At 61.5% G+C, this 24,550-nt stretch carries 30 protein-coding genes; 13 read left to right on the top strand and 17 right to left on the bottom strand.

All coding sequences use genetic code 11. The features are described from left to right. Nucleotides 1-66 precede the first annotated feature (66 nt). Nucleotides 67-372: an IS3 family transposase gene (locus J4E53_RS30780; RefSeq protein WP_060738273.1), complete on the top strand. Its 306-nt coding sequence runs from the start codon at nucleotides 67-69 to the stop codon at nucleotides 370-372. Then, entirely contained in the window at nucleotides 369-1,205 is an 837-nt protein-coding gene (locus J4E53_RS14805; RefSeq protein ID WP_060738274.1) for an IS3 family transposase, read from the top strand. Before J4E53_RS30780 ends, J4E53_RS14805 begins: the two co-directional genes overlap by 4 nt. 264 nt (nucleotides 1,206-1,469) lie before the next feature. On the opposite strand, the gene hisC is transcribed toward J4E53_RS14805, so the two are convergent. The 10 genes from hisC to J4E53_RS14755 all read right to left on the bottom strand — a co-directional run bounded on the left by hisC (nucleotide 1,470) and on the right by J4E53_RS14755 (nucleotide 9,444). Next, nucleotides 1,470-2,522: a histidinol-phosphate transaminase gene (gene hisC / locus J4E53_RS14800; RefSeq protein ID WP_103309015.1), complete on the bottom strand. Its 1,053-nt coding sequence runs from the start codon at nucleotides 2,520-2,522 to the stop codon at nucleotides 1,470-1,472. Between the two features lies 1 nt (nucleotide 2,523). Continuing rightward, nucleotides 2,524-3,861, bottom strand: a complete 1,338-nt coding sequence (hisD, locus tag J4E53_RS14795; RefSeq protein ID WP_103309013.1) for a histidinol dehydrogenase — start codon at nucleotides 3,859-3,861, stop codon at nucleotides 2,524-2,526. 123 nt (nucleotides 3,862-3,984) lie between these two features. Continuing rightward, nucleotides 3,985-4,620 carry an ATP phosphoribosyltransferase gene (gene hisG, locus J4E53_RS14790; protein ID WP_047228656.1) on the bottom strand — a complete coding sequence of 212 codons (636 nt, stop codon included), beginning with the start codon at nucleotides 4,618-4,620 and terminating at the stop codon, nucleotides 3,985-3,987. Between the two features lie 129 nt (nucleotides 4,621-4,749). Next, a complete protein-coding gene (gene murA / locus J4E53_RS14785; protein ID WP_018614024.1) occupies nucleotides 4,750-6,015 on the bottom strand; it encodes a UDP-N-acetylglucosamine 1-carboxyvinyltransferase in 1,266 nt (421 codons plus the stop codon). A 22-nt stretch (nucleotides 6,016-6,037) separates the two neighbouring features. After that, nucleotides 6,038-6,277 carry a BolA family protein gene (locus tag J4E53_RS14780; RefSeq protein WP_007953556.1) on the bottom strand — a complete coding sequence of 80 codons (240 nt, stop codon included), beginning with the start codon at nucleotides 6,275-6,277 and terminating at the stop codon, nucleotides 6,038-6,040. Between the two features lie 114 nt (nucleotides 6,278-6,391). Continuing rightward, nucleotides 6,392-6,697: a lipid asymmetry maintenance protein MlaB gene (locus J4E53_RS14775; protein WP_072410951.1), complete on the bottom strand. Its 306-nt coding sequence runs from the start codon at nucleotides 6,695-6,697 to the stop codon at nucleotides 6,392-6,394. A gap of 8 nt (nucleotides 6,698-6,705) precedes the next feature. Next, nucleotides 6,706-7,359 (bottom strand): phospholipid-binding protein MlaC, encoded by a 654-nt coding sequence (locus J4E53_RS14770; RefSeq protein WP_060739150.1) that lies wholly within the window; start codon nucleotides 7,357-7,359, stop codon nucleotides 6,706-6,708. Between the two features lie 11 nt (nucleotides 7,360-7,370). Next, on the bottom strand, nucleotides 7,371-7,838 hold the full coding sequence (gene mlaD / locus J4E53_RS14765) for an outer membrane lipid asymmetry maintenance protein MlaD (protein ID WP_003178020.1): 468 nt from the start codon (nucleotides 7,836-7,838) through the stop codon (nucleotides 7,371-7,373). Beyond that, complete coding sequence (gene mlaE, locus J4E53_RS14760) at nucleotides 7,838-8,635, bottom strand: lipid asymmetry maintenance ABC transporter permease subunit MlaE (RefSeq protein ID WP_072346977.1); 798 nt, start codon at nucleotides 8,633-8,635, stop codon at nucleotides 7,838-7,840. Before mlaE ends, mlaD begins: the two co-directional genes overlap by 1 nt. After that, complete coding sequence (locus tag J4E53_RS14755; RefSeq protein ID WP_092205009.1) at nucleotides 8,635-9,444, bottom strand: ATP-binding cassette domain-containing protein; 810 nt, start codon at nucleotides 9,442-9,444, stop codon at nucleotides 8,635-8,637. The genes mlaE and J4E53_RS14755 overlap by 1 nt, the downstream gene beginning before the upstream one ends. A gap of 273 nt (nucleotides 9,445-9,717) precedes the next feature. Between J4E53_RS14755 and J4E53_RS14750 the strand changes: the two genes are divergently transcribed. The 10 genes from J4E53_RS14750 (at nucleotide 9,718) to J4E53_RS14705 (ending at nucleotide 16,722) form a co-directional block, all read left to right on the top strand. After that, the gene (locus J4E53_RS14750; RefSeq protein WP_060739153.1) at nucleotides 9,718-10,692 is read left to right on the top strand and encodes a KpsF/GutQ family sugar-phosphate isomerase; all 975 of its coding nucleotides are present in this window, start codon (nucleotides 9,718-9,720) and stop codon (nucleotides 10,690-10,692) included. After that, a complete protein-coding gene (locus J4E53_RS14745; RefSeq protein WP_060739154.1) occupies nucleotides 10,693-11,217 on the top strand; it encodes an HAD family hydrolase in 525 nt (174 codons plus the stop codon). A gap of 7 nt (nucleotides 11,218-11,224) precedes the next feature. Continuing rightward, nucleotides 11,225-11,794 carry an LPS export ABC transporter periplasmic protein LptC gene (gene lptC / locus J4E53_RS14740; RefSeq protein WP_060739155.1) on the top strand — a complete coding sequence of 190 codons (570 nt, stop codon included), beginning with the start codon at nucleotides 11,225-11,227 and terminating at the stop codon, nucleotides 11,792-11,794. Beyond that, nucleotides 11,781-12,326, top strand: coding sequence for a lipopolysaccharide transport periplasmic protein LptA (gene lptA / locus J4E53_RS14735; protein WP_060739156.1), 546 nt, complete (start codon nucleotides 11,781-11,783; stop codon nucleotides 12,324-12,326). Before lptC ends, lptA begins: the two co-directional genes overlap by 14 nt. Next, nucleotides 12,326-13,051 (top strand): LPS export ABC transporter ATP-binding protein, encoded by a 726-nt coding sequence (gene lptB / locus J4E53_RS14730; protein WP_060739157.1) that lies wholly within the window; start codon nucleotides 12,326-12,328, stop codon nucleotides 13,049-13,051. The genes lptA and lptB overlap by 1 nt, the downstream gene beginning before the upstream one ends. Before the next feature lie 164 nt (nucleotides 13,052-13,215). Further along, nucleotides 13,216-14,709, top strand: coding sequence for an RNA polymerase factor sigma-54 (locus tag J4E53_RS14725; RefSeq protein ID WP_060739158.1), 1,494 nt, complete (start codon nucleotides 13,216-13,218; stop codon nucleotides 14,707-14,709). A 76-nt stretch (nucleotides 14,710-14,785) separates the two neighbouring features. Further along, the gene (gene hpf / locus J4E53_RS14720; protein WP_003178005.1) at nucleotides 14,786-15,094 is read left to right on the top strand and encodes a ribosome hibernation-promoting factor, HPF/YfiA family; all 309 of its coding nucleotides are present in this window, start codon (nucleotides 14,786-14,788) and stop codon (nucleotides 15,092-15,094) included. Nucleotides 15,095-15,106: 12 nt separating this feature from the next. After that, the gene (ptsN, locus tag J4E53_RS14715; protein WP_060739159.1) at nucleotides 15,107-15,571 is read left to right on the top strand and encodes a PTS IIA-like nitrogen regulatory protein PtsN; all 465 of its coding nucleotides are present in this window, start codon (nucleotides 15,107-15,109) and stop codon (nucleotides 15,569-15,571) included. A gap of 2 nt (nucleotides 15,572-15,573) precedes the next feature. Then, on the top strand, nucleotides 15,574-16,431 hold the full coding sequence (gene rapZ / locus J4E53_RS14710; protein ID WP_018613998.1) for an RNase adapter RapZ: 858 nt from the start codon (nucleotides 15,574-15,576) through the stop codon (nucleotides 16,429-16,431). A gap of 15 nt (nucleotides 16,432-16,446) precedes the next feature. Then, nucleotides 16,447-16,722, top strand: a complete 276-nt coding sequence (locus J4E53_RS14705) for an HPr family phosphocarrier protein (RefSeq protein WP_060739160.1) — start codon at nucleotides 16,447-16,449, stop codon at nucleotides 16,720-16,722. A gap of 197 nt (nucleotides 16,723-16,919) precedes the next feature. Here J4E53_RS14705 and J4E53_RS14700 read toward each other — a convergent pair whose 3' ends face one another. The 6 genes from J4E53_RS14700 to pmbA form a co-directional block, all read right to left on the bottom strand. After that, a complete protein-coding gene (locus tag J4E53_RS14700) occupies nucleotides 16,920-17,810 on the bottom strand; it encodes a ZIP family metal transporter (protein ID WP_060739161.1) in 891 nt (296 codons plus the stop codon). 19 nt (nucleotides 17,811-17,829) lie between these two features. After that, nucleotides 17,830-18,453 carry a superoxide dismutase gene (locus J4E53_RS14695; RefSeq protein ID WP_060739162.1) on the bottom strand — a complete coding sequence of 208 codons (624 nt, stop codon included), beginning with the start codon at nucleotides 18,451-18,453 and terminating at the stop codon, nucleotides 17,830-17,832. Between the two features lie 2 nt (nucleotides 18,454-18,455). Beyond that, nucleotides 18,456-18,896 (bottom strand): hypothetical protein, encoded by a 441-nt coding sequence (locus tag J4E53_RS14690; RefSeq protein ID WP_060739163.1) that lies wholly within the window; start codon nucleotides 18,894-18,896, stop codon nucleotides 18,456-18,458. A 27-nt stretch (nucleotides 18,897-18,923) separates the two neighbouring features. Further along, a complete protein-coding gene (locus J4E53_RS14685) occupies nucleotides 18,924-20,300 on the bottom strand; it encodes an aspartate ammonia-lyase (protein WP_103309012.1) in 1,377 nt (458 codons plus the stop codon). Next, entirely contained in the window at nucleotides 20,293-20,688 is a 396-nt protein-coding gene (locus tag J4E53_RS14680; RefSeq protein WP_053118468.1) for a hypothetical protein, read from the bottom strand. Before J4E53_RS14680 ends, J4E53_RS14685 begins: the two co-directional genes overlap by 8 nt. 280 nt (nucleotides 20,689-20,968) lie before the next feature. Then, complete coding sequence (pmbA, locus tag J4E53_RS14675; protein WP_060739165.1) at nucleotides 20,969-22,315, bottom strand: metalloprotease PmbA; 1,347 nt, start codon at nucleotides 22,313-22,315, stop codon at nucleotides 20,969-20,971. A gap of 108 nt (nucleotides 22,316-22,423) precedes the next feature. On the opposite strand from pmbA, the gene yjgA reads away from it, so the two are divergent. Beyond that, nucleotides 22,424-22,948, top strand: a complete 525-nt coding sequence (gene yjgA / locus J4E53_RS14670; RefSeq protein WP_003197830.1) for a ribosome biogenesis factor YjgA — start codon at nucleotides 22,424-22,426, stop codon at nucleotides 22,946-22,948. A 158-nt stretch (nucleotides 22,949-23,106) separates the two neighbouring features. On the opposite strand, the gene tldD is transcribed toward yjgA, so the two are convergent. Further along, nucleotides 23,107-24,549 carry a metalloprotease TldD gene (gene tldD, locus J4E53_RS14665; RefSeq protein WP_003197828.1) on the bottom strand — a complete coding sequence of 481 codons (1,443 nt, stop codon included), beginning with the start codon at nucleotides 24,547-24,549 and terminating at the stop codon, nucleotides 23,107-23,109. Nucleotide 24,550: the final 1 nt, after the last annotated feature.

Here is a 24,550-nt window from a genome sequence, read left to right as displayed (position 1 = left end):
CTGAACTGGCCTAATAATTCCGGACACCTCTTAAGGGCGATATGATTTCGCCAACTTGGAGGTTCCATGAACGAAAGAAAGGTCTATACCCGCGAGTTCAAGCTGCATGCTGCCAGCATGGTGCTTGATGATAACTGCCCGGTACCAGAAGTTTGTGCATCTCTGGACATCGGACCCACCGCTTTACGGCGCTGGGTTGATCAGGTTCGTAAGGAACGCGAGGGCCAGCCAGTTAAAGGCACCAAGGCGATTACTGACGATCAGCGCCAGATCCAGGAGCTAAAAGCCAAGATCAAGCGCATGGAGATGGAAGCTGAAATCCTAAAAAAGGCTACCGCTCTCTTGATGTCGGATCCCGATCGTTTCCGATGATCGCAGAGCTAAGAGAGTCATTTCCGACGGCCGTGGTGTGTCGTGTTTTCGGCGTGAAGCGCAGCAGCTTTTATGAGTGGATTCAGCGGCGATCCAAGCCGCGGATCAGACGTGAAGAACTCAGGCTGAAAGTCGTTGAACTGCACAGTGAAAGTCGCGAAGCCATGGGCTCCAGGATGATCAGCAAGGGCCTGAAATCGCAAAATATTGCAGCGGGAAGAAGCCTGGTCAGAGCGCTGATGAGGGAAGCCAACATTGTCAGTAAACAACGCCAGCCGCATCCATTTAGATCCAAAGGCGTGGAGGCATTTGTCGCGCCTAATCGGCTCAAACGCAACTTCAAACCGACTGCAATCGATCAGGTTTGGTGTGGCGACGTTACCAGCCTGATGGTGGGTAAACGCTGGATTCATCTGGCCATCGTGATCGATTTGTTTGCTCGCAGGGTTATTGGTTGGGCTTTTTCTCTGGTTAATGAGGCCAACCTAGTCAGCAAAGCGCTACGCATGGCGACAGCTGTACGAACGTGTCCTCCAGGGCTGATGTTTCACTCAGACCAAGGATGTCAGTACACCAGTCGCAAGTTTCAAGAAGAACTGACCCGCCACGGCATTGTGCAAAGCATGAGTCATCGGGGACAGTGCTGGGACAACGCTCCAATAGAGCGTTTTTTCGGCACACTGAAGTCAGAGTGGGTACCTCGCAACGGCTACAGCCTGATCGAGGAGGCAAAAACGGACATGGTGCGTTTCTTCATGTACTACAACCGCACCAGGCTCCACAGCTACAACAACTACCTGTCGCCAATAGCCATGGAGCAAAAAGCGGCATAAACACCGTAATCGGTGTCCGGGATTACTTGACCAGTTCAGCCTGCTCGCGATAGCGTCAGTTCAGCCACCATGAAGTGACTGGCACTACGCCTTCGCGAGCAAGCCCGCTCCCACAAGGGATTGGCGCTGGAACGCCGATATTGCGAACACCCCAAACAACTGTGGGAGCGAGCTTGCTCGCGATAGCGTCAGTTCAGCCACCATGAAGTGACTGACACTACGCCTTCGCGAGCAAGCCCGCTCCCACAGGGTCAATGCAGGGTTTCAGAGTTCGCCGAGGGCTTCGATCAGGGCCTGGTTCTGCTCCGGTGTGCCAATGCTGATCCGCAGGAACTGGGCAATCCGCTCCTGCTTGAAGTGCCGCACGATCACCCCCTGCTCCCGCAGTTTCGCCGCCAAGCCCGCCGCATCGTGCCGGGGGTGGCGGGCGAAGATGAAGTTGGCCGCCGAGGGCAGCACTTCAAAGCCCTTGGCTTCCAATTGGGTCACGACCCATTCACGGTGCTCGATGACTAACCGGCAGGTCCGGTCGAAATGCTCGCGATCATCGAACGCCGCCGCGCCGCCGACGTTCGCCAGGCGATCCAGCGGGTAGGAGTTGAAGCTGTTCTTGATCCGCTCCAGCGCTTCGATCAGGTCCGGATGCCCCACCGCCAGGCCCACGCGCAGCCCCGCCAGCGAGCGGGATTTGGACAATGTCTGGGTCACCAGCAGGTTCGGATAACGATCCACCAGGCTGATGGCCGTCTCGCCGCCGAAGTCGATGTAGGCCTCGTCGACCACCACCACCGAATCCGGGCTGGCCTTGAGGATCCGCTCGACCGCGTCCAGCGCCAGCAGGCAGCCGGTGGGCGCGTTCGGGTTGGGGAAAATGATCCCGCCGTTGGGCTTGGCATAGTCCGCCGGATCGATCCGGAATTGTTCATCCAGCGGCACGGCGTCGAACGGGATGCCGTACAACCCGCAATACACCGGATAGAAGCTGTAGCTGATGTCCGGGAACAACAGCGGCTGGTCATGTTGCAACAAGCCGTGAAAAATGTGCGCCAGCACTTCATCCGAGCCATTACCCAGGAACACCTGGTTGCTCTGCACGCCGTAGTAGCGGGCCACGGCGCCTTTGAGCAGGTCACTGTTGGGGTCCGGATACAGGCGCAGATTGTCGTTCAGTTCGTTCTGCATCGCCGCCAGGGCCTTGGGCGATGGGCCGTAGGGGTTCTCGTTGGTGTTGAGCTTGACCAACCGGGTCAGCTTCGGTTGCTCGCCCGGCACGTAGGGCACCAGGTTCTTGACGAACGGGCTCCAGAATTTACTCATTTCAGTTCCCCTGCCCTTCAACGGATTGCTCATCAAGAATACGGTACTCGGCGCTGCGGGCGTGGGCGCTCAGCGATTCGCCACGGGCCAGCACCGAGGCGGTCTTGCCCAGCTCGGAAGCACCCTGCTCGGAGCAGAAGATGATCGACGAACGCTTCTGGAAGTCATACACCCCCAGTGGCGACGAAAAGCGGGCGGTGCCGGAAGTCGGCAACACGTGGTTGGGCCCCGCGCAATAATCGCCCAGTGCCTCGCTGGTGTGGCGGCCCATGAAGATCGCGCCGGCGTGGCGGATCTGTGGCAGCCAGGCTTGCGGATCGGCAACGGACAATTCCAGGTGTTCCGGCGCGATGCGGTTGGCGACCTCGATGGCCTGCGCCATGTCATCGACCTTGATCAGTGCCCCACGGCCGTTGATCGAGGTGTTGATGATCTCGGCGCGGTCCATGGTCGGCAGCAGCTTGTCGATGCTGGCGGCGACCTTGTCGAGGAACTCGGCGTCCGGGCTGACCAGGATCGCCTGGGCGTCTTCGTCGTGCTCGGCCTGGGAAAACAGGTCCATGGCGATCCAGTCCGGATCGGTCTGGCCGTCGCACACCACGAGGATTTCCGAAGGGCCCGCGATCATGTCGATGCCGACCTGGCCAAACACGTGACGCTTGGCGGTGGCGACATAGATATTGCCCGGCCCGACCACCTTGTCCACCCGTGGCACGCTTTCGGTGCCATAGGCCAGCGCAGCCACGGCCTGGGCGCCGCCGATCGTGAATACCCGGTCCACCCCGGCAATGCAGGCCGCGGCCAGCACCAGCTCGTTGATTTCACCCCGCGGGGTCGGGACGACCATGACCACTTCGGTCACGCCGGCGACCTTGGCCGGGATGGCGTTCATCAGCACCGAGGATGGATACGACGCCTTGCCGCCCGGCACGTACAGGCCGGCGCGGTCCAGCGGCGTGACTTTCTGGCCCAGCACCGTGCCGTCGGCTTCGGTGTAGCGCCAGGAGTCCTGTTTCTGCCTTTCGTGATAATCACGTACCCGCGACGCGGCTTTTTCCAGGGCTTCGCGCTGGGGCACGGTGATCCGGGTCAGGGCCAGTTCCAGGCGCTCGCGCGGCAGGATCAGGTCGGCCATGGACGCCACTTGCAGGCCGTCGAATTTCTGGGTGAATTCCACCAGTGCCGCATCGCCACGCTCGCGCACCGCCTTGATGATCTCCAGCACCCGCTGATTGACCGAGTCGTCAGACACGCTTTCCCAGCTCAGCAGATGATCCAGATGATGTGCGAAATCCGGATCGGCAGCGTTGAGTCGGCGAATCGAAGTGGGAGCGGTCATAGCGAGGGCCTCATTAATGGCAAATGCTCAGGCGCCCTAAGCTACCAGTCCATTCGCGTGGGCACCTGAGAAAATTGGCTATGACACGGATAGACGGGCGCGACTCAAGGTCGCGCAGGTGAATCAGCCGCGGTGTCGCGATTCCACTGCCTTGCGCAGGGTATCGATCAGAGCCTGGATACGAGCATGCTGCATTTTCATCGACGCCTTGTTGACGATCAGCCGGGAGGTGATGTCAGCAATGAAATCCTGGGGTTCCAGACCGTTGGCCCGCAGGGTGTTGCCGGTGTCGACCACGTCGATGATCTTGTCCGCCAGGCCGATCAGCGGCGCCAGCTCCATCGAACCGTACAGCTTGATGATGTCGACCTGACGGCCCTGCTCGGCATAATAACGCTTGGCAATGTTGACGAACTTGGTCGCCACGCGCAAACGCCCCTTGGGCTCCGGCGCGCCGACTTTACCGGCGGTCATCAGCTTGCAACGGGCGATCCGCAGGTCCAGGGGCTCGTACAGGCCCTGGCCGCCGTATTCCATCAGCACGTCCTTGCCGGCAACGCCCAGGTCGGCGGCACCGTGTTCCACATAGGTCGGCACATCGGTGGCACGCACGATCAGCAAGCGCACGTCGGCCTGGGTCGTGGGGATGATCAGCTTGCGGCTCTTGTCCGGATTCTCGGTCGGCACGATGCCCGCTTCAGCCAGAAGCGGCAGGGTGTCGTCAAGGATGCGGCCCTTGGACAGTGCGATGGTCAACATGGGAAACGTCAGTCCTTATCAAGGTACTCATGCCCGGTCGCAAGCGGCGCCGGACACACATCGAGGGCGCAAACACCCTCGATCTGAAACGAAATCAACGGACGCGTCCCTGCGCCCATGCAGCCGGAACTAGCCCGGCACGCGTCGGATCTTGGCGCCGAGCATCTGCAGTTTTTCTTCGATGCACTCGTAGCCACGGTCGATGTGGTAGATACGATCGATCAGGGTATCGCCTTCGGCAACCAGGGCCGAGATGACCAGGCTGGCCGACGCCCGCAGGTCGGTGGCCATGACTGGCGCGCCCTTGAGCTTCTCGGTGCCAGTGACGATGGCCGTGTTGCCTTCGACCTGGATCTTGGCGCCCATGCGGTGCAGTTCGTAGACGTGCATGAAGCGGTTTTCGAAGATCGTCTCGATGACCGCGCCCGTGCCTTCGGCAATGGCGTTGAGGGAGATGAACTGCGCCTGCATGTCGGTCGGGAACGCCGGGTATGGAGCGGTCCGCACGTTGACAGCCTTGGGCCGCTTGCCGTGCATGTTCACTTCGATCCAGTCTTCGCCGCAGGTGACTTCGGCACCGGCTTCCTTGAGCTTCTCCAGGACGGCTTCGAGGATGGTCGGATCGGTGTCCTTGACCTTGACGCGGCCACCGGTGACAGCAGCGGCCACCAGGTAGGTACCGGTTTCGATCCGATCCGGCATCACCTTGTAGGTGGCCGAATGCAGGCGCTCGACGCCATCGATGGTGATGGTGTCAGTGCCGGCACCGCTGATCTTGGCGCCCATGGCGATCAGGAAGTTCGCCAGGTCGACCACTTCAGGTTCGCGGGCAGCGTTTTGCAGCACGCTGCGGCCCTTGGCCAGTGCGGCGGCCATCATGATGTTCTCGGTACCGGTCACGCTCACGGTATCGAAGAAGAAGTGCGCGCCGCGCAAGCCGCCTTCCGGCGCCTTGGCCTTGATGTAGCCACCTTCGACGTCGATCACCGCGCCCATGGCTTCCAGGCCGCGGATGTGCAGGTCCACCGGACGCGAGCCGATGGCGCAGCCGCCAGGCAAGGCGACTTCGGCTTCACCGAAACGGGCGACCATCGGGCCCAGTACCAGGATCGACGCACGCATGGTTTTCACCAGCTCGTACGGAGCGATCAGGGTCTTGATGGTGCGTGGGTCGATCTCGACGCTGAGCTTCTCGTCGATCACCGGCTCGATACCCATGCGGCCGAACAGCTCGATCATCGTGGTGATGTCGTGCAGGTGCGGCAGGTTGGCCACGGTCACAGGACCATCGCACAGCAGGGTTGCGGCCAGGATTGGCAGGGCAGAGTTCTTTGCCCCGGAGATACGGATTTCGCCATCAAGACGAACGCCGCCGGTAATAATCAGTTTATCCATAAGAATCTCGAGGCCCTTGGGCTCAGGTGCGCTCGGCCCAGGCCGCGCTGCTGAAAAATTTCATCGTGACCGCGTGGATGCTGCCATCGGCAATCCATGGGTTCAAATGGGCATAGATGCTCTGCTGACGCTTCACTGGGCTCAATGCCGCCAGTTCATCGCTGATCACATTCAGCTGGAAGTTGCAGCCTTCGCCTTCAACTTCCACCTGCGTACCAGGCAGCTTTCCTTCAAGGAAGCTCTTCACTTCTACAGCCTGCATGCTCAACCTCAATCGGCGCCCTGTGCGCGCGGGTCGCACATCATACAAAAAAGCCCCGCGCCTGCGAACCCCGCGAAGCAGGACTCTGACGGGGGGACTTTTCCAACAATGTGGTCAGGAGTGCGCCAACAGCTCGGTCAGCTCGCTGACCTGGGCTATTTCGCGCATGTCTTCGGGCATCCCACGGATGCTCCACGTTTTGCCGGCCGCCTTGGCGTCCCGCATGAAGCACAGCAGCAGCGACAAGCCGACACTGCTGGACTTCTGCACCGCCGAGCAGTCAATGACCACCTCGGCGGCACCGACGGACTTGATCAGCGCCTGGCCCTGCTTGCGCAAGGCCGGGCCGGTGCGGTAGTCCAGCACGCCACTGAGCAGCAGCTCACCGGCGCCGCCCAGACGAACGGCCGACTCACTCACCGACTCGATCATTGTTCCTGCTTCTCTTTGGCTTCTTCGGTCACTTCCTTGGCCTTGGCGACTTCACCGGCCCAGCCGTCGATGGTCTTGTCCAGGTCGTTGCCATTGCGCTGCATCGCGTCGGCGAACTGATCGCGGAACAGCTTGCCAATGTTGATGCCGTTGATGATCACGTTGCGCACTTTCCACTCGCTGTTGATCTTCTCCAGCGTGTAGGACACAGGGTAGACCGCGCCATTGTTGCCCTTGACCTGCATGTCGACGCTGGTGCGGGTGCCGCTTTCGTCCTTGGCCGGGGAAACGGTGATGCCCTGGTTGTTGTATTCCAGCAAGGCGTTGCCATAGAACTGCATCAGGCTGCGCTTGAAGTTCTCCTGGAAGCGGGTCATCTGCGCCGGGGTTGCCTTGCGCGAGTACTTGACGGTCATGATGCTCTTGGAGATGCCATCGGCGTCCACCACAGGGCCGACGATGCCATTCAGCGCGTCATAGAACGCGCTGGGGTCCTGCTTGTATTTCTCTTTATTGGCGGCAAGGTCCGCCAACAACCGGGTGGTCGTGTCCTGGATGATGTCATGGGCCGAAGGCGCGGCCACTGCGTTGGCCATCAACGGCAGCGCCGCGAGCAGCACCAACAGGCTACGTCGCAAGATAGAGATCATTCAAAAGCTCCTCATTTGGCGTCTTTGCTAACGGTATTGAGCAGGAATTTACCGATCAGGTCCTCGAGCACCAGGGACGACTGCGTGTCATGGATGACGCCGCCGTCCTTGAGCACGGTGTCTTCCCCTCCCACGCTGATGCCAATGTATTTCTCGCCCAGCAGCCCGGCCGTGAGGATAGATGCAGTGGAGTCAGTCGGCAGGTTGTCCACGCGCTTTTCCAGCTGCAGCGTCACCCGACCGGTGAAATCCTCGCGGTTCAGATCGATTGCCGTGACCTTGCCGATGGTCACACCGGCCATGGTCACCTTGGCTCTGACCGTCAAACCGGCGATATTGTCGAAGTTGGCATAAAGTTTATAAGTATCGGTGCTTGCCGTCGGCGCCAGGCCACTGACCCGCAAGGCCAGCAGCAGCAAAGCCAGGATGCCAGCCAGCAAGAAAAGGCCGACACCGATTTCCAGGGTGCGGTTTTGCATCAGAAATCTCCAAACATCAAGGCGGTCAGAATAAAGTCAAGGCCCAGGACCGCCAGCGAGGCGTACACCACGGTCTTGGTTGTGGCACGGCTGATCCCCTCTGAAGTGGGCTCACAGTCATAGCCTTGAAACACGGCGATCCAGGTCACGACGAACGCGAACACGGCACTTTTGATCACGCCATTGAGGACATCGTCGAGGAAGTCGACACTGTTTTGCATGTTCGACCAGTAGGACCCTTCATAGACCCCCAGCCAGTCGACGGCCACCCAGGAGCCGCCCCAGATCCCCACGACGCTGAAAATCATCGCCAGCACCGGCAGGGAAATGAAGCCGGCCCACAGGCGCGGGGCAATGATGTACTTGAGTGGGTCGACACCGATCATTTCCAGGCTGGACAACTGCTCGGTGGACTTCATGTTACCGATTTCAGCCGTCAGCGCCGAACCGGCTCGCCCGGCGAACAGCAGCGCCGTCACCACGGGGCCCAGCTCACGCAGCAGCGTCAGGGCGACCATCTGCCCCACCGCCTGCTCCGAACCGTAGCTGGACAAAATGCTGAAGCCCTGCAGCGCCAGCACCATACCGATGAAGATCCCGGAGACCACGATGATCACCAGGGACATCACGCCCACCGAGTGCAACTGCTTGACCAGCAGGCCAAAGCCGCCGCCTGTCGCGTTGCGACCGAGCAAGGCGTGCATCAGGAACAGCGAGGAACGGCCCAGCACCGCCACCACATCGATGCCGGAGCGACCGAACAGACGAATTCTTTCCAACAGTGATTTCTTGCGCATCAGCGCTTCCCCAGCAGATCGGTACGGTAATCCGTGGCCGGAAAATGGAACGCCACCGGCCCGTCCGGATCACCCTTCATGAATTGGCGAATACGCGGGTTGTCCGAATCCGCCAGTTCCTGCGGTGTGCCCTGCCCCAGCACCTGGCCATCGCCGACCACATAGATGTAGTCGGCAATGCTGGCGGTTTCGGCCAGGTCATGGGAGACCACGATACTGGTGATGCCCAGTGCATCGTTGAGCAGGCGGATCAGGCGCACGAGCACACCCATGGCGATCGGGTCCTGGCCGACGAAGGGTTCGTCGTACATGAGGATCTTCGGATCGAGGGCAATCGCCCGCGCCAGCGCGACCCGCCGCTTCATGCCGCCGGACAGCTCGTCGGGCATCAGGTCGATGGCGCCACGCAGCCCGACGGCCTGCAACTTGAGCAGGACGATGTCGCGGATCATCTCTTCCGGCAGGTCGGTATGGACCCGCAGCGGAAACGCCACGTTCTCGAACACATCGAGGTCGGTGAACAGCGCGCCGCTCTGGAACAGCACGCCCATGTGCTTGCGCGCATCGAACAGGTCGCTGCGAGACAATTGGGGAAGATTCTGGCCATTGACCCAGACTTCGCCGGCGCTGGGACGCAGCTGCGCGCCCATCAGCCGCAGCAGCGTGGTCTTGCCACACCCGGAGGGCCCCATGATGCCGGTGACCTTGCCCCGTGGTATGCGAATATCGATGTCATTGAAAATGCTGCGCGTCCCTCGCTTGAAGGACAGTCCCTTCAGCTCGACCGCGTAGGCGTTGTCGGCACTCATCTAAACTCCTTGCGATGCAGCCTCACATTCGAATGCCCTGGGCAGCCGACAAGCGCCGGCACCGCCGGGCACGCGAACCGGCGGCGAACTATATCACTGCAACAGCCAAGCGCCCAAGGCCAACGCCCCGCCCGTTAAGCCTGGCTTAAGGTAAAAGCCACATTTTATGTCAAACGTTGCGGCCCCTTGAACAAAGCATGACGAACTTACGTGAGGGAATTGTTCATTACCGCTATAATCGCCGCCTTTTCATCGGGCTATACGATTTCAGACATGAGCCAATCCAGCGACCTGATTCAATCGGCACAACGTACCATCCGCCTCGAGCTCGAAGCCGTGCAAGGCTTGCTGCCCCATATCGACGCTGATTTCGTACGCGCCTGCGAGATGATTCTGGCCAGCAAGGGCCGCGTCGTCGTGGTCGGCATGGGCAAGTCCGGGCACATCGGCAACAAGATCGCCGCCACCCTCGCCAGCACCGGCACCACGGCCTTTTTCGTCCATCCGGCCGAAGCCAGTCATGGCGACATGGGCATGATCACCCGGGACGACATCATCCTGGCCCTGTCCAACTCCGGCTCCACCAACGAGATCATCACCCTGCTGCCGCTGATCAAGCGCCTGGGCATCCAGTTGATCAGCGTGACCGGCAACCCCGACTCGCCGCTGGCCAAGGCCGCCGAAGTGAACCTCAATGTGCATGTCGAGCACGAGGCCTGCCCATTGAACCTGGCGCCAACCTCCTCCACCACCGCGGCCCTGGTCATGGGCGACGCCCTGGCCGTGGCGCTGCTGGAAGCCCGGGGCTTCACTGCGGAAGACTTCGCCTTTTCCCATCCCGGTGGCGCCCTCGGCCGTCGCCTGCTGCTGAAAGTCGAAAACGTGATGCACGCCGGCCAGGAACTGCCACAGGTCGTGCGCGGCACGCTGCTCAAGGACGCGCTCATGGAGATGACTCGCAAGGGCCTGGGCATGACGGTTATTCTCGAAGCCGACGGCAAGCTCGCCGGGATCTTCACCGACGGCGACCTGCGTCGCACCCTGGACCGCACCATCGACATCCACAGTGCGACCATCGAGCAAGTCATGACCCCCCACGGCAAGACCGCCCGCGCCGAGATGCTCGCCGCCGAGGCCCTGAAAATCATGGAAGACCACAAGATCAGCGCCCTGGTGGTCGTCGATGACGAAGACCGTCCGGTGGGCGCCCTGAACATGCACGATCTGCTGCGTGCGGGAGTCATGTAAATGAACACAGACCTGTTGCAACGTGGCAAAGCCATCAAGCTGGCCGTGTTCGATGTGGACGGCGTGCTGACCGACGGCCGCCTGTACTTCCTCGAAGACGGCAGCGAATTCAAGACTTTCAACACCCTCGACGGCCAAGGCATCAAGATGTTGATGGCCGCCGGCGTACAGACCGCTATCATCAGCGGCCGCAAGACCCCGGTGGTCGAACGGCGTGCGAAGAACCTCGGCATCCCGCACCTTTACCAGGGACGCGAAGACAAACTGGTGGTGCTGGACGAGCTTCTGGGTCAACTCAACCTAAGCTATGAACAGGTGGCCTACCTCGGTGACGACCTGCCAGACCTGCCGGTGATTCGCCGGGTCGGCCTGGGCATGGCGGTCGCCAACGCGGCCAGCTTCGTGCGCGAGCATGCCCACGGCATCACCACGGCGCGAGGTGGCGAAGGTGCTGCCCGCGAATTCTGTGAACTGATCCTGCGCGCCCAGGGCCGCCTCGAAGCGGCCAACGCCGCGTACCTGTGAGCCATTTATGCTGAGCAAAAAGATTCGCACCATTGTGGTGTTTGCCTGTATCGCGGCGATTTTCGCCGCGGTGGGCTATTGGAACATCAGCCCCGAACGGTTTCTCGACCAGCCTGCGGCCCAGGTCGAGGAACGGATCGACTGGTACGCGACCAACACCCATACCCTGCAGTACCTGCCCGACGGCAAAGTGCAGTATGAGATGACGTCCGACAAGGTTGACCACGTAAAGGCCACTGACATTACGCTGGTCACCAAGCCGGACCTGAACATGTTCCGCGGCACCGAATTCCCGTGGCACGTGCAGAGCGAGCACGCCGAAGTCAATTCCGGCGGCACCGAAGTGGAGCTGATCGACTCGGTACGCGTCGCCCGAACCGACGAGAAAAACCGCACGACCATCATCACCAGCACACGCATGACCGTGTTCCCACAGCAAGAATATGCGCAGACCGAGCAACCCGTTAGAATCGACGGCGCCGGGGGTGTATCGACCGGCACGGGCATGAAAGCGTATTTGAAGGAAAGCAGGATACACCTGCTATCGAACGTAAGAGGACAGTATGAAGCTCGCTAAAACCCTCCCTATTTTGCTCAGTCTGGGCGCAGCACTGGGAAGCGCGAGCGCCTGGGCTCTTCCCAACGACCGCGACCAGCCTATCCGCATCCAGGCCGACGACGCCCAACTCGACGACAAGAATGGCGTCGCCACCTATAAAGGCGACGTGATCATCACCCAGGGCTCGATGAAGGTCACCGGCAACACCGTGACCATCACCCGCACCCCGACCGGCGATATCGATGTGGTGACCTCGGTGGGCAACCTGGCCTATTTCGAGCAGCTGCAAACCGCGGGCGATACCAAGCCGGTACAGGGCTACGGGGTCACCATCCAATACCACGCCTCCCAGGACCGCGTGGTCCTGATCGACCGTGCCAAGGTCGTCGACAAGGACAACAACGTCACCCAGGGCGAGAAAATCGTCTACGACACCGTCAAGAAACTGGCCAGCGCCGGCCGCGCCACCGGCAGCAAAGTGACCGAGCAGCGTCCGCGGATCGACATGGTGATCCAGCCTAAAAAGAAAACCGAGCAGAAGGCCCAGTAATGGCAACTCTGAAAGCCCAGCACTTGGCCAAGAGCTACAAGGGCCGGCAAGTCGTGCGTGATGTCAGCCTGTCCATCGACAGCGGCCAGATCGTCGGCCTGCTCGGCCCCAATGGCGCGGGCAAGACCACCTGCTTCTATATGATCGTCGGCCTGGTCCAGGCCGATCAGGGTCGCGTGCTGATCGACGACCTGGATGTCAGCCACCAGCCGATGCACGGCCGGGCGAAGGCCGGCATCGGCTATTTGCCGCAAGAAGCGTCGATCTTCCGCAAACTGTCGGTTGCCGACAACATCATGGCGATCCTCGAGACCCGCAAGGAGCTCGACAAGGCCGGCCGTCGCCAGGAGCTGGAAAGCCTGCTGCAGGAATTCCACATCAACCACATTCGCGACAACCTGGGCATGAGCCTGTCGGGTGGCGAACGGCGCCGTGTGGAAATCGCCCGCGCCCTGGCCACCGCACCGAAGTTCATCCTGCTCGACGAACCGTTCGCCGGCGTGGACCCGATCTCGGTGGGCGACATCAAGCAGATCATCCATCACCTCAAGGCCAAGGGCATCGGCGTGCTGATCACCGACCACAACGTGCGCGAGACCCTGGACATCTGCGAAACCGCCTACATTGTCAATGACGGCCAATTGATCGCCGAAGGTGACTCCGCCGCGATCCTGGCCAACGACCTGGTCAAGGAAGTGTACCTGGGCCATGAGTTCCGCCTGTAAGCACACGTGTCTGGCGAATTGCCCGGGCGTCGTTTAATTTTATTATGGCGACGCTCTAGGCAAACACTTCGGTTTCAGGCATATAATTTGCTTAAGTTTGGCGCTCCGGCGCCCTGTAGTGGATGGCGCATGTGCGCCGGCGAATAAGGTGTTAAGCCCCTGCCATGAAACCATCGCTAGTCTTGAGAATGGGCCAGCAGCTGACGATGACACCGCAGCTGCAACAGGCCATCCGCCTGCTCCAATTGTCGACCCTGGACCTGCAACAGGAAATCCAGGAGGCCCTGGAGTCCAATCCGATGCTCGAACGCCAGGAAGAAGGCGACGACTTCGATAACACCGACCCGCTGGCCGACAACGTCGAGCAGAAGACCAATACCGAGATCCCGGAACCGTCCTACCAGGAAACCGCCCCGACGGTGGATAACCTCGAGGATGGCGAATGGAACGAGCGCATCCCCAACGAGCTGCCCGTGGACACGGCCTGGGAAGATGTCTACCAGACCAGCGCCAGCAACCTGCCCAGCAGCGATGACGACGAGTGGGACTTCACCACCCGCACCTCGGCCGGCGAAAGCCTGCAAAGCCACCTGCTGTGGCAACTGAACCTGGCGCCGATGTCCGACACCGATCGCCTGATCGCCGTGACCCTGATCGATTGCATCAACAACCAGGGCTACCTGGACGAGACCCTCGAAGAAATCCTCGAAGCCTTCGACCCCGAGCTCGACATCGAGCTGGACGAGATCGAAGCCGTCCTCCATCGCATCCAGCAATTCGAACCGGCCGGCATCGGCGCCCGCAACCTGGGCGAGTGCCTGCTGCTGCAACTGCGCCAGTTGCCTGCCAAGACGCCATGGCTGGCCGAAGCCAAGCGGTTGGTCACCGATTACATCGACCTGCTGGGCGGTCGCGACTACAGCCAGTTGATGCGGCGCATGAAGCTCAAGGAAGATGAGCTGCGCCAGGTCATCGAGCTGGTCCAGAGCCTCAACCCGCGCCCCGGCTCGCAGATCGAATCCACGGAGCCTGAGTACGTGGTCCCCGATGTGATCGTGCGCAAGCACAACGATCGCTGGCTGGTGGAGCTCAACCAGGAGTCGGTGCCCAAGCTGCGGGTCAACGCCCAGTACGCCGGCTTCGTCAAGCGCGCCGACACCAGCGCCGACAACACCTTCATGCGCAACCAGTTGCAGGAAGCCCGCTGGTTCATCAAGAGCCTGCAGAGCCGCAACGAAACCCTGATGAAAGTGGCCACCCAGATCGTCGAACATCAGCGCGGCTTCCTGGAGTACGGCGATGAGGCGATGAAACCGTTGGTCCTGCATGACATTGCCGAGGCAGTGGGCATGCACGAGTCGACGATTTCCCGGGTGACCACCCAGAAATTCATGCATACCCCCCGGGGCATCTATGAATTGAAATACTTTTTCTCCAGCCATGTCAGCACCTCCGAAGGCGGCGAATGCTCGTCCACGGCCATCCGCGCGATCATCAAAAAACTGGTGGCCGCGGAAAATCAGAAAAAGCCGTTGAGTGACAGCAAGATCGCTGGTTTACTGGAGGCACAAGGCATTCAGGTGGCCCGCCGTACCGTCGCCAAATACCGCGAATCCCTCGGGATCGCGCCTTCGAGCGAACGCAAGCGGTTGATGTAACAGGCCACGCCACAGCGTTCCAGTGGCAGGCATTTCTGCCTGCCGCTTTATGCACTGGCAACGAAGGAGAAGCTGTATGCAAGTCAACATCAGTGGACACCAACTGGAAGTGACCGAACCCCTGCGCACCTACATCGGCGAAAAACTCGACCGGTTGGAGAGGCATTTCGACAAGATCACCAACGTGCAAGTCACGATGAACGTCGAGAAGCTGCTGCAGAAAATCGAAGCCACGCTGCATATCCCCGGCGGAGAAGTGGTCGCCAACGCAGAGCACACAGACATGTATGCCGCGATTGACCTGCTGACCGACAAGCTGGATCGCCAACTCAAAAAGCATAAGGAAAAGACCCAGAGCCTCCTCCAGGGCGCGACCGGTCGTTAACCCCCCCAATCCATGATCCGACTAGAAAAGATCCTGACCCCCGGCCGTTCCCTAGTGAACGCGCCGGGCGGCAGTAAAAAGAAAGCCCTCGAACAAACTGCCAACCTGATCCACCGCGAGGTACCGGATCTGGGAATGCAGGACGTCTTCGAGGCGCTGGTTGCCCGTGAAAAACTCGGTTCCACCGGTTTTGGCAACGGCATCGCCATTCCCCATTGCCGCCTCAAGGGTTGTACCGCGCCCATCAGCGCACTGTTGCACCTTGAAGCTCCCATAGATTTCGACGCCATCGACGGCGCCCCGGTCGACCTGCTGTTCGTATTGCTGGTTCCGGAAGCGGCGACCGATGCGCACCTCGAGCTGCTGCGCCAGATCGCCAGCATGCTGGACCGCAAGGAAGTGCGCGAAAAACTGCGCAGCGCGCCAAGTAACGAAGCTCTGTACCAGGTGGTCCTGGACGAGCAGAACGGTCATTAAACATGCGCATGATCATCGTCAGTGGCCGCTCCGGCTCCGGTAAAAGCACGGCCCTCAACGTGCTTGAGGACAGCGGCTACTATTGCATCGACAACCTGCCCGCCGGCCTGCTGCCGGAACTGGCCGAGCGCGCCCTGATCCACACCGAGCTGGCGCAGCCGCTGGTGGCGGTGTCCATCGATGCGCGCAACCTGCCGAGCCACCTGTCGCGCTTTCCCGAACTGCTCGAGGAAGTACGCAGCCGGCATATTCAATGCGATGTGTTGTACCTGGATGCCGATGAGGAGACGCTGCTCAAGCGTTTTTCCGAAACCCGCCGGCGTCACCCGTTGAGCAACGCCAACCGCTCCCTGGCCGAAGCCATCGAGGATGAAAGCCAGCTGTTGGGGCCGATCGCCGACCTGGCGGACCTGAAGGTCAACACCACGCACCTGAACCTGTATCAGTTGCGCGACACGATCAAGCTGCGCCTGCTGAACCAACCGGAGCCGGGCACGGCGTTCCTGGTGGAGTCGTTCGGCTTCAAGCGTGGCATGCCGGTAGACGCCGACCTGGTGTTCGATGTGCGTTGCCTGCCCAACCCTTATTGGAAACCGGAACTGCGCGAGCAGTCCGGGCTCGATCAGCCGGTGATCGACTACCTGGCCGCACAGCCGGACGTCGAGGAAATGTACCAGGACATCTCCAGCTACCTGCTCAAATGGCTACCCCGCTTTGCCGCCAGCAACCGCGCCTATGTCACGATCGCCATCGGCTGTACCGGCGGTCACCACCGCTCCGTCTACCTGACCGAACGCCTGGGTCAGCTCCTGCAACAATCCCTGAAGAATGTCCAGGTTCGCCACCGCGACCTCAGCTAAAGGATTCACACCGCGATGCCTGCTCAGGAAATTGAAATCATCAACAAGCTGGGTTTGCATGCCCGAGCGTCGGCCAAGTTTGTCGGAGTCGCGGGACAGTTCAAGGACACCACCATCAGGGTCGGCCGCACGCCGGAGTCCACGGTCGACGGTAAAAGCATCATGGCAATGATGATGCTCGCCGCCGGCAAGGGCACCAAGATCCACCTGAGCACTGAAGGGGATCAGGCGCAGGAAGCGATGAATGCCTTGGTAGACCTGATCAACCGATACTTCGACGAAGGCGAATAACGGCCCCAGGACTCGAATCGAGCTTGTTGTGGCAACGGGATTTTTTGTGGGAGCAAAGCTTGCTCGCGATGGAGGCGACTCGGCAACTCCGAAACCGAGGCGCCTGTATCGCGAGCAAGCTTTGCTCCCACTGATCCCTTCGCCACAGATAATAAATCCCTTCTCCGCAGGTGTCGGTGTTCTCAACGCCTTCGCTGTCACGCCAACGCCGTATCCAGCACCATCATCAGGCAAAACCCCACCAACAACCCCAGGCTCGCCAGTTTCTCGTGACCATTGCGGCGGGATTCGGGAATGACTTCGTGGGTCACCACCAGCAGCATCGCCCCAGCCGCCAACGCCAGGCCCAGGGGCAAGAGCATCTCGGCCAGGCTCACCAACCAGGCGCACAGCAGCGCGAACACGGGCTCGACCAACCCTGACGCCGCGCCAATCAGGAACGCCCTGACCCGCGACATACCCGCCGTGGCCAGCACCAGCGCGATCACCAGCCCTTCAGGGACATCCTGCAAGGCGATGCCCATCGCCAGGCTGTCGGCATCCGGCATGCCGCCGCCCGCCGACACGCCTACCGCCATGCCTTCTGGAATGTTGTGGGCGATGATGGCGAACACGAACAACCAGATCCGCGGCGCAATGATCGGGCGTCCCGGTGCCGCCACCAGCCTTTCGGGGCTGGCCGAGACCTTGCGGTCCACCAGGTACAGCCCGAACGCCCCCGACAGAATGCCAAAGCAGATAAGGCCGCTGGCCGCCCAAGGCGTGAATCCCAACTGCTCGGCCGCGGCAATGCCCGGCACGATCAGCGAAAACGCCGTGGCCGCGAGCATCACCCCGGCCCCGAAGCCCAGCAGCGAATCGCTCACGGCCTGGGGCATGCGCCGAATGACCAGCACCGGCACGGCCCCCAGCGCGGTGCCCAAGGCACAAAGTCCGCCGCCCTGAAGGGCTCGCAACAGCCTGGGCTCCAGGTCCAGCCACGCCAGGCCTTGGGCCGCCAACAACGTCATCCCGGCCAACAGCAGCAATGACCCCAAGGCATAGCGGAACATCCGCCCGCTTCCAATCGCCAGTGTTTGAGTATCCATAGTCAGCCTTGGAGGGTGTTCATGAAGGACTCGACGCCAGCGCCGCCTGATAGCGTCGGGCGACTTCAGGCCAATTGATCACGTTGTAGAAGGCGCTGATGTATTCCGGACGACGGTTCTGATAGCGCAGGTAATAGGCATGCTCCCAGACGTCCAGGCCAAGAATCGGCGTGTTGCCATTCATCAGCGGACTGTCCTGGTTGCCGCTGCTTTCCACCACCAGGGTCTTTTGCGGGGTCACGCTCAACCACGCCCAGCCGCTGCCGAAACGGGTCAGTGCCGCTTTGGTGAACGCTTCCTTGAAACGCTCGATACCACCCAGTTGCGCATCGATCGCGGCCGCCAGGGCGCCCTCGGGCAGGCCGCCGCCCTGGGGCGTCATCACCTCCCAGAACAACGAATGATTGGCATGGCCACCGCCCTGGTTGATCACCGCCGCCTTCAGGCTTGGCGGCAACTGCTCCACGCTGGACACCAGTTTTTCGACGGGCCATCCGGCGTATTCGGTGCCGTCCACCGCCGCGTTGAGGTTATTGATGTAGGTCTGGTGGTGCTTGGTGTAGTGGATCTCCATGGTTTGCGCATCGATGTGCGGTTCCAGGGCGTCGTAGGCGTAGGGCAATGCAGGCAAGGTAAAAGCCATGTTCAATGAACTCCATGATGAAGAGGGGCATTGCGCTGCCGGGGCGTAGCGGCATTGCAATGCAGCAGGCGCTGGGTGCGTGGGTACTCACCGTGCTCGCTGATGAAATTCAGCAGTTCGACGTAGGTCTTGTGGCTCTGGCGCTGAGCGGCGGCGCGCAGGGCCGGAGCCAGGCGTTCGTCCTGCATCGTCTGCAACAACCGTTGGTGGATCGCACACAAGTATTCGGCGCTCTCCTCCGGCTGGTTCAGGCGCAAGTGCAGGTCCGCCAGGTTGTGATGGGAGACGACGCAAGCAGCGACCGCTTCGTCGGCATCCGCCCAGCGCTCGAACAACACTTGGGCCAGCGCCAGGGCTTGCAGGTAGGCTTCGCGGGCATCCACCAGCTCGCCCAGCATGAAACAGCGATTGGCCCGTTCGATCGTACGTTTCCAGTGTTCCATGGTGAGTCCTCCACACAGGTGTCGGGGTTACACGCCGCCAGCGGTGAGCTTCTCCGGGTCCAGCAGGACTTCGAGTTCGCTGCGAGACAGGTCGGTGTGTTCCAGGGCGACATCGATGACTGGTCGGCCTTGCTGATAAGCCTTCTTGGCGATTTCAGCGGCCTTCTGGTAACCGATGATCGGATTCAGCGCGGTCACCAGGATCGGATTGCGCGACAACGCCTCCTTGAGCCTGGCTTCGTTGACCTTGAACGTGGCGATGGCCTTGTCCGCGAGCAAGCGGCTGGCGGTGGACATCAGGGCGATGCTGCTCAGCAGGTTCTGGGCGATGATCGGCAACATCACGTTCAATTCGAAGTTGCCCGATTGACCGGCAATGGTGATCACCGTGTCATTACCGATCACCTGGGCCGCGACCATCGCAGTGGCTTCAGGAATGACCGGGTTGACCTTGCCGGGCATGATCGAGGAGCCCGGCTGCAGGCCTTCGAGTTCGATCTCGCCCAGGCCCGCCAGCGGCCCGGAGTTCATCCAGCGCAGGTCGTTGGCGATTTTCATCAGCGACACGGCCGCGGTCTTGAGCTGCCCGGAAACCGCCACGGCGGTGTCCTGGGAGCCGATCAGCGCGAACAGGTTCTTGCCCGGGGTGAATTGCACCTGGGTCAATTGCGTCAGTTGCTGGCTGAACAACTCGGCGAAGCGTGGATGGGCATTGACCCCAGTGCCGACCGCCGTACCGCCCTGGGCCAGGGATTGCAGGCTCGGCAGCAGGTCCTGCAAGTGGCCGATATTGGCCTTGAGCTGTTGCGCCCAACCGTCGAGCACCTGGCTCAGGCGCACCGGCATGGCGTCCATCAGGTGGGTGCGGCCAGTCTTGATGAACGGGTGGACTTCTTCGGCCTTGCGCTCGATCACCTGCACCAGGTGCAACAACGCCGGCAGCAGTTGCTCATGCAAGGCCAGCGCGGCGCTGACATGAATGCTGGTGGGGATGATGTCGTTGCTGCTCTGGCCGCAGTTGACATGGTCGTTCGGGTTGATCGCCTCTCCCAGCAGGCCGCTGGCGAGGGTGGCGATCACTTCGTTGGCGTTCATGTTGGAGCTGGTGCCGGAGCCGGTCTGGAAGATATCCACCGGAAAATGATCCATGAAACGGCCTTCGAGCAGCCCCAGGGCGGCATCGACGATGGCCTTGCCCTGGGCCGCACTGATCTGTTCCAGCTCCACGTTGGCCCGGGCGGCCGCAGCCTTGGCCAGGATCAGGGCGCGGATGAACTGCGCCGGCATGCGCTGGCCGCTGACCGGGAAGTTATCCACGGCACGCTGGGTCTGGGCGCCATAGAGGGCGTCCACCGGGACCTGCAGCTCGCCCATGCTGTCGCGTTCGATACGGGTATTACTCATCGGGAGATCCTTGCACCAGTTCAATAAGGGGAATCGATGGCGCCAGGGCGCAGGTCGCCAGCGCCCAGGCATGGCTCTGCCAGCGCTTGAGGCGGCAGCGGCACAGTGATTGGCGTTCGAGGTCACGCAGGGGGCGCCAGGCCTGGTCGAGGCAGAGGCTGCGCCAATGCCAGGGCAGCGCGACATCCGAGGCGGTGTCGAGCAACAGGCGGAAGGCGGTTTCGGAGATCATCCACGGCGAGGTGGCGGTGCAGCAGGCCAGATAGCGGCCCTCGGCCAGGTAGTGCTCGATCAACCGCGGCTCGTCCGGGTTCATCGCGCAACGGATCTGACGGCTCATCCAGCGCCAGCTTTCAAGGTAGGGTTGTTCGTGCAGGGCAGAACTCATGACCGGGGCTCACTCGGCGAATGAGATTCATTATTAGATGATAATAAGAAGCAACACAACTGTAAGTCGGTACAAAATTCACCGTGGTGAGGGAGCTTGCTCCCGCTGGTCTGCGAAGCAGACCCTGTCTATCAGGGCCTTCACGTCTTTCGCTGCTGTTGAGATTTTTGCGGCTGCTGCGCAGCCGAGCGGGAGCAAGCTCCCTCGCCACAGGGGTCTGCGAACATAAAAAAAGGCGCGTCACCCCATGGATGACACGCCTTTTTTCTGCGATTGAGGGTCAGCTACCCGCCACCGTCATCCGCTCGATCAGTACCGAGCCGGTGCGGATGTTGCTGCGCAGTTCCAGGTCATTCCCCACGGCCACGATCTGCTTGAACATGTCGCGCATGTTCCCGGCGATGGTGACTTCCTGGACCGGGAACTGGATCTCGCCGTTCTCGACCCAGAAACCCGCCGCGCCACGGGAATAGTCGCCGGTGACCATGTTCAGGCCGTGGCCCATCAGTTCCGTCACCAGCAGGCCCCGGCCCATGCGCCGCAGCAGGGCGGCCTGGTCTTCTTCGCCATGGGTCACGAACAGGTTATGCACGCCACCGGCATTGGCGGTGCTCGGCATGCCGAGTTTGCGCCCCGAATAGGTGCCGAGGATGTAGGACACCAGCTCGCCTTTTTCCACGAACGGCTTGGCATAGGTGGCCAGGCCATCGCCATCGAACGCCGAGCTGCCCATGGCCTGCATCAGGTGCGGACGCTCGTCGATGGTCATCCATTCCGGGAACAGTTTCTGGCCCAGTGCGCCTTCGAGGAACGACGATTTGCGGTACAGGTTGCCGCCAGACACCGCCGACAGGAAGCTGCCGAACAGGCCACCGGCCAGCTCGGCAGAAAACAGCACCGGCACTTCGCAGGTCGGCACCGGCCGTGCACCCAGGCGGCTGGCCGCCCGTTGCGCGGCTTTCTGGCCGATGCTCACCGGATCCGCCAACAAGGTGCCCTGACGGTTGACGTCGTACCAGTAATCACGCTGCATCTGGCCGTTGGCTTCGGCGATCATGACGCAACTGAGGCTGTGGCGGGTCGATGCATAACCGCCGATGAAACCGTGGCTGTTGCCGTAGACGCGGCAGCCCTGGTGGGTATTTAGCGTCGTACCGTCGGCATTCTTGATCCGCGAGTCGGCATCGAACGCCGCCGCTTCGCAACGCAGTGCCTGTTCGATGGCCTGTTCAGGGGTGATGTCCCAGGCGTGAAACAGGTCGAAGTCCCGCAGTTCCTTGCACATCAGCGCGGCATCGGCCAGGCCCGAGGCTTCGTCTTCGGAGGTGTGCTGGGCAATCGCCAGTGCCGCGGCGACGGTTTCGCGAATAGCGTCCGGGCCACTGGCCGACGTGCTGGCCGAGCCTTTGCGCTGGCCCACGTACAAGGTGATGCCAAAGCCCTGGTCGCGATTGAATTCGACGGTTTCCACCTCGCGCTGGCGTACCGACGTCGACAGGCCCTGCTCCAGGGACACCGCCACCTCGCACGCACTGGCGCCTTGTCGCTTGGCCTCGGCGAGGATCTGCTCGACTTGTTCCTGCAGTGCCGGCAATGCTTGCGGGCCGACGCTTTGAACTGCACTCATGGTGTTCTCCACTCAAATTCTGTTTTCGGTGATGGCCATCGAGCGACCGGGCCGGACAAGCGGCCCCCGACTGGTTATCATGGCGGCGTTTCTTTGCGGACTGCCACCATGGTTGATTCTTACGACGACTCCCTCTACGAGGGTGAAAAAAGCAAATCCCAGGTCAAACGCGAGCTGCATGCTCTGGTTGACCTCGGCGAGCGCCTGACAACACTCAAGCCTGACTTGCTGGCCAAATTGCCTTTGACCGACGCCTTGCGTCGGGCCCTGGCCGATGCGCCCAAGCACACCGCGAATATCGCGCGTAAACGGCACCTGCAATTCATCGGCAAACTGATGCGCGATCAGGACACTGACGCCATCCTGGTGCTGCTCGATCAACTCGATGCCTCCACCCGGCAGTACAACGAACGCTTCCACAACCTGGAGCGCTGGCGCGATCGCTTGATCGCAGGCGACGACGGCGTGCTGGAAAAATTCGTCATCGACTACCCGGAGGCCGATCGCCAGCAATTGCGCTCCCTGATCCGTCAGGCCCAGCACGAACTGGCGCAGAACAAGCCACCGGCTTCGAGCCGTAAAATCTTCAAGTACATCCGTGAGCTGGACGAGACTCAACGCGGCTTGCGCTGATCGCTCACTGGCTCACCAAACCCTTGCCGGGGTCGCAATTACCGTGGCGAGGGAGCTTGCTCCCGCTCGGTTGCGTAGCGACCGCGTTGGGGCTACTGCGTAGCCCTGCGGGAGCAAGCTCCCTCGCCACGGTGATTCACGCAAGCCCCTGAATATTTTCATGCGCCCGTGCCACCCACGGTAATCGCATCGATCTTCAGGGTCGGCTGGCCGACGCCAACCGGCACCGATTGCCCGTCCTTGCCACACGTCCCCACCCCGCTGTCCAGCGCCAGGTCGTTACCGACCATCGACACCTTGCTCATCGCCTCCGGCCCGTTGCCGATCAGGGTCGCACCCTTGACCGGCGCGGTGATCTTGCCGTCTTCGATCAGGTAGGCCTCGCTGGTGGAGAACACGAACTTGCCGCTGGTGATGTCCACTTGGCCGCCGCCGAGGTTGGCGCAATAGATGCCTTTTTTCACCGAGGCGATGATTTCCGCCGGGTCGCTTTGGCCACCCAACATGTAGGTGTTGGTCATGCGTGGCATCGGCAGGTGCGCGTAGGACTCACGACGGCCGTTGCCGGTGCGGGCCACGCCCATCAACCGGGCGTTGAGCTTGTCCTGCATGTACCCCTTGAGCACCCCGTTTTCGATCAACGTGGTGCATTCGGTTGGCGTACCTTCATCGTCGACGCTCAGGGACCCACGACGTCCGGCCAGGGTGCCGTCATCAACGATTGTGCAGAGTTTCGAAGCGACCATTTCCCCCATGCGCCCGCTGTAGGCCGAACTGCCCTTGCGGTTGAAATCGCCTTCCAGACCGTGGCCCACCGCTTCGTGCAGCAGCACACCGGACCAGCCGGAGCCGAGCACCACCGGCAATGTGCCGGCCGGGGCCGGGATGGCTTCCAGGTTGACCAGGGCCTGGCGCAGCGCCTCACGGGCGTAGCCCATGGCGCGGTCTTCACTGAGGAAATAACGGTAATCGGTGCGCCCGCCACCGCCATGGCCGCCGCGCTCACGGCGACCGTTCTGTTCGACGATCACGCTGACGTTGAAGCGCACCAGCGGCCGCACGTCCGCCGCCAGGCCGCCGTCGGTGGAAGCCACCAGGATCCGCTCCCAGACCCCGGCCATGCTGACCGACACCTGCTGGATGCGCGGGTCGAGGGCGCGGGTGGCGACGTCGATGCGCTTGAGCAATTCGACTTTCTCGGCGCGGCTCATGACTTCCAGCGGGTTGTCCGGGGCATAGAGCTGCGCAACGTCCTGGCTGCTGAACGCCTGGACCGTGCCATTCTGCCCGGCGCGGGAGATCGAGCGGGCCGCACGGGCCGCAGCGCCGAGGGCTTCGAGGGTGATGGCGTTGCTGTAGGCAAAACCAGTCTTTTCCCCGGACTGGGCGCGCACGCCCACACCCTGGTCGAGGTTGAAACTGCCTTCCTTGACGATGCCGTCTTCCAGCGACCAGGACTCGGAAATCTGGCCTTGGAAATACAGGTCGGCGGCATCGATGCCCGGGCCGGCCAGGTCGCCCAGCACGCCTTGCAGGCTTTCAAGCGTCACGCCGCCAGGGGCTAAAAGGTGTTCACTGACTGAGGATAACAACCCGCTCATA

The sequence above is a fragment of the Pseudomonas sp. FW305-28 genome (genome assembly GCF_017351395.1).
In the GTDB taxonomy this organism is placed as follows: domain Bacteria; phylum Pseudomonadota; class Gammaproteobacteria; order Pseudomonadales; family Pseudomonadaceae; genus Aquipseudomonas; species Aquipseudomonas fluorescens_AA.
This window is presented reverse-complemented; position numbering and strand designations above follow the sequence as displayed.

Coding starts and splice junctions, on each gene's coding strand:
- J4E53_RS14705 (WP_060739160.1), top strand. CDS start 16,447: ATGCCTGCTCAGGAAATTGAAATCATCAACAAGCTGGGTTTGCATGCC.
- J4E53_RS14780 (WP_007953556.1), bottom strand. CDS start 6,277: ATGCAGGCTGTAGAAGTGAAGAGCTTCCTTGAAGGAAAGCTGCCTGGT.
- hisD (WP_103309013.1), bottom strand. CDS start 3,861: ATGACCGCTCCCACTTCGATTCGCCGACTCAACGCTGCCGATCCGGAT.
- J4E53_RS14690 (WP_060739163.1), bottom strand. CDS start 18,896: ATGGAACACTGGAAACGTACGATCGAACGGGCCAATCGCTGTTTCATG.
- hisC (WP_103309015.1), bottom strand. CDS start 2,522: ATGAGTAAATTCTGGAGCCCGTTCGTCAAGAACCTGGTGCCCTACGTG.
- yjgA (WP_003197830.1), top strand. CDS start 22,424: ATGGTTGATTCTTACGACGACTCCCTCTACGAGGGTGAAAAAAGCAAA.
- J4E53_RS14685 (WP_103309012.1), bottom strand. CDS start 20,300: ATGAGTAATACCCGTATCGAACGCGACAGCATGGGCGAGCTGCAGGTC.
- hpf (WP_003178005.1), top strand. CDS start 14,786: ATGCAAGTCAACATCAGTGGACACCAACTGGAAGTGACCGAACCCCTG.
- J4E53_RS14695 (WP_060739162.1), bottom strand. CDS start 18,453: ATGGCTTTTACCTTGCCTGCATTGCCCTACGCCTACGACGCCCTGGAA.
- J4E53_RS14755 (WP_092205009.1), bottom strand. CDS start 9,444: ATGAGTGCCGACAACGCCTACGCGGTCGAGCTGAAGGGACTGTCCTTC.
- J4E53_RS14770 (WP_060739150.1), bottom strand. CDS start 7,359: ATGATCTCTATCTTGCGACGTAGCCTGTTGGTGCTGCTCGCGGCGCTG.
- lptB (WP_060739157.1), top strand. CDS start 12,326: ATGGCAACTCTGAAAGCCCAGCACTTGGCCAAGAGCTACAAGGGCCGG.
- J4E53_RS30780 (WP_060738273.1), top strand. CDS start 67: ATGAACGAAAGAAAGGTCTATACCCGCGAGTTCAAGCTGCATGCTGCC.
- lptC (WP_060739155.1), top strand. CDS start 11,225: ATGCTGAGCAAAAAGATTCGCACCATTGTGGTGTTTGCCTGTATCGCG.
- tldD (WP_003197828.1), bottom strand. CDS start 24,549: ATGAGCGGGTTGTTATCCTCAGTCAGTGAACACCTTTTAGCCCCTGGC.
- mlaE (WP_072346977.1), bottom strand. CDS start 8,635: ATGCGCAAGAAATCACTGTTGGAAAGAATTCGTCTGTTCGGTCGCTCC.
- J4E53_RS14805 (WP_060738274.1), top strand. CDS start 369: ATGATCGCAGAGCTAAGAGAGTCATTTCCGACGGCCGTGGTGTGTCGT.
- J4E53_RS14725 (WP_060739158.1), top strand. CDS start 13,216: ATGAAACCATCGCTAGTCTTGAGAATGGGCCAGCAGCTGACGATGACA.
- J4E53_RS14750 (WP_060739153.1), top strand. CDS start 9,718: ATGAGCCAATCCAGCGACCTGATTCAATCGGCACAACGTACCATCCGC.
- rapZ (WP_018613998.1), top strand. CDS start 15,574: ATGCGCATGATCATCGTCAGTGGCCGCTCCGGCTCCGGTAAAAGCACG.
- ptsN (WP_060739159.1), top strand. CDS start 15,107: ATGATCCGACTAGAAAAGATCCTGACCCCCGGCCGTTCCCTAGTGAAC.
- hisG (WP_047228656.1), bottom strand. CDS start 4,620: ATGTTGACCATCGCACTGTCCAAGGGCCGCATCCTTGACGACACCCTG.
- lptA (WP_060739156.1), top strand. CDS start 11,781: ATGAAGCTCGCTAAAACCCTCCCTATTTTGCTCAGTCTGGGCGCAGCA.
- J4E53_RS14680 (WP_053118468.1), bottom strand. CDS start 20,688: ATGAGTTCTGCCCTGCACGAACAACCCTACCTTGAAAGCTGGCGCTGG.
- murA (WP_018614024.1), bottom strand. CDS start 6,015: ATGGATAAACTGATTATTACCGGCGGCGTTCGTCTTGATGGCGAAATC.
- mlaD (WP_003178020.1), bottom strand. CDS start 7,838: ATGCAAAACCGCACCCTGGAAATCGGTGTCGGCCTTTTCTTGCTGGCT.
- J4E53_RS14700 (WP_060739161.1), bottom strand. CDS start 17,810: ATGGATACTCAAACACTGGCGATTGGAAGCGGGCGGATGTTCCGCTAT.
- J4E53_RS14745 (WP_060739154.1), top strand. CDS start 10,693: ATGAACACAGACCTGTTGCAACGTGGCAAAGCCATCAAGCTGGCCGTG.
- pmbA (WP_060739165.1), bottom strand. CDS start 22,315: ATGAGTGCAGTTCAAAGCGTCGGCCCGCAAGCATTGCCGGCACTGCAG.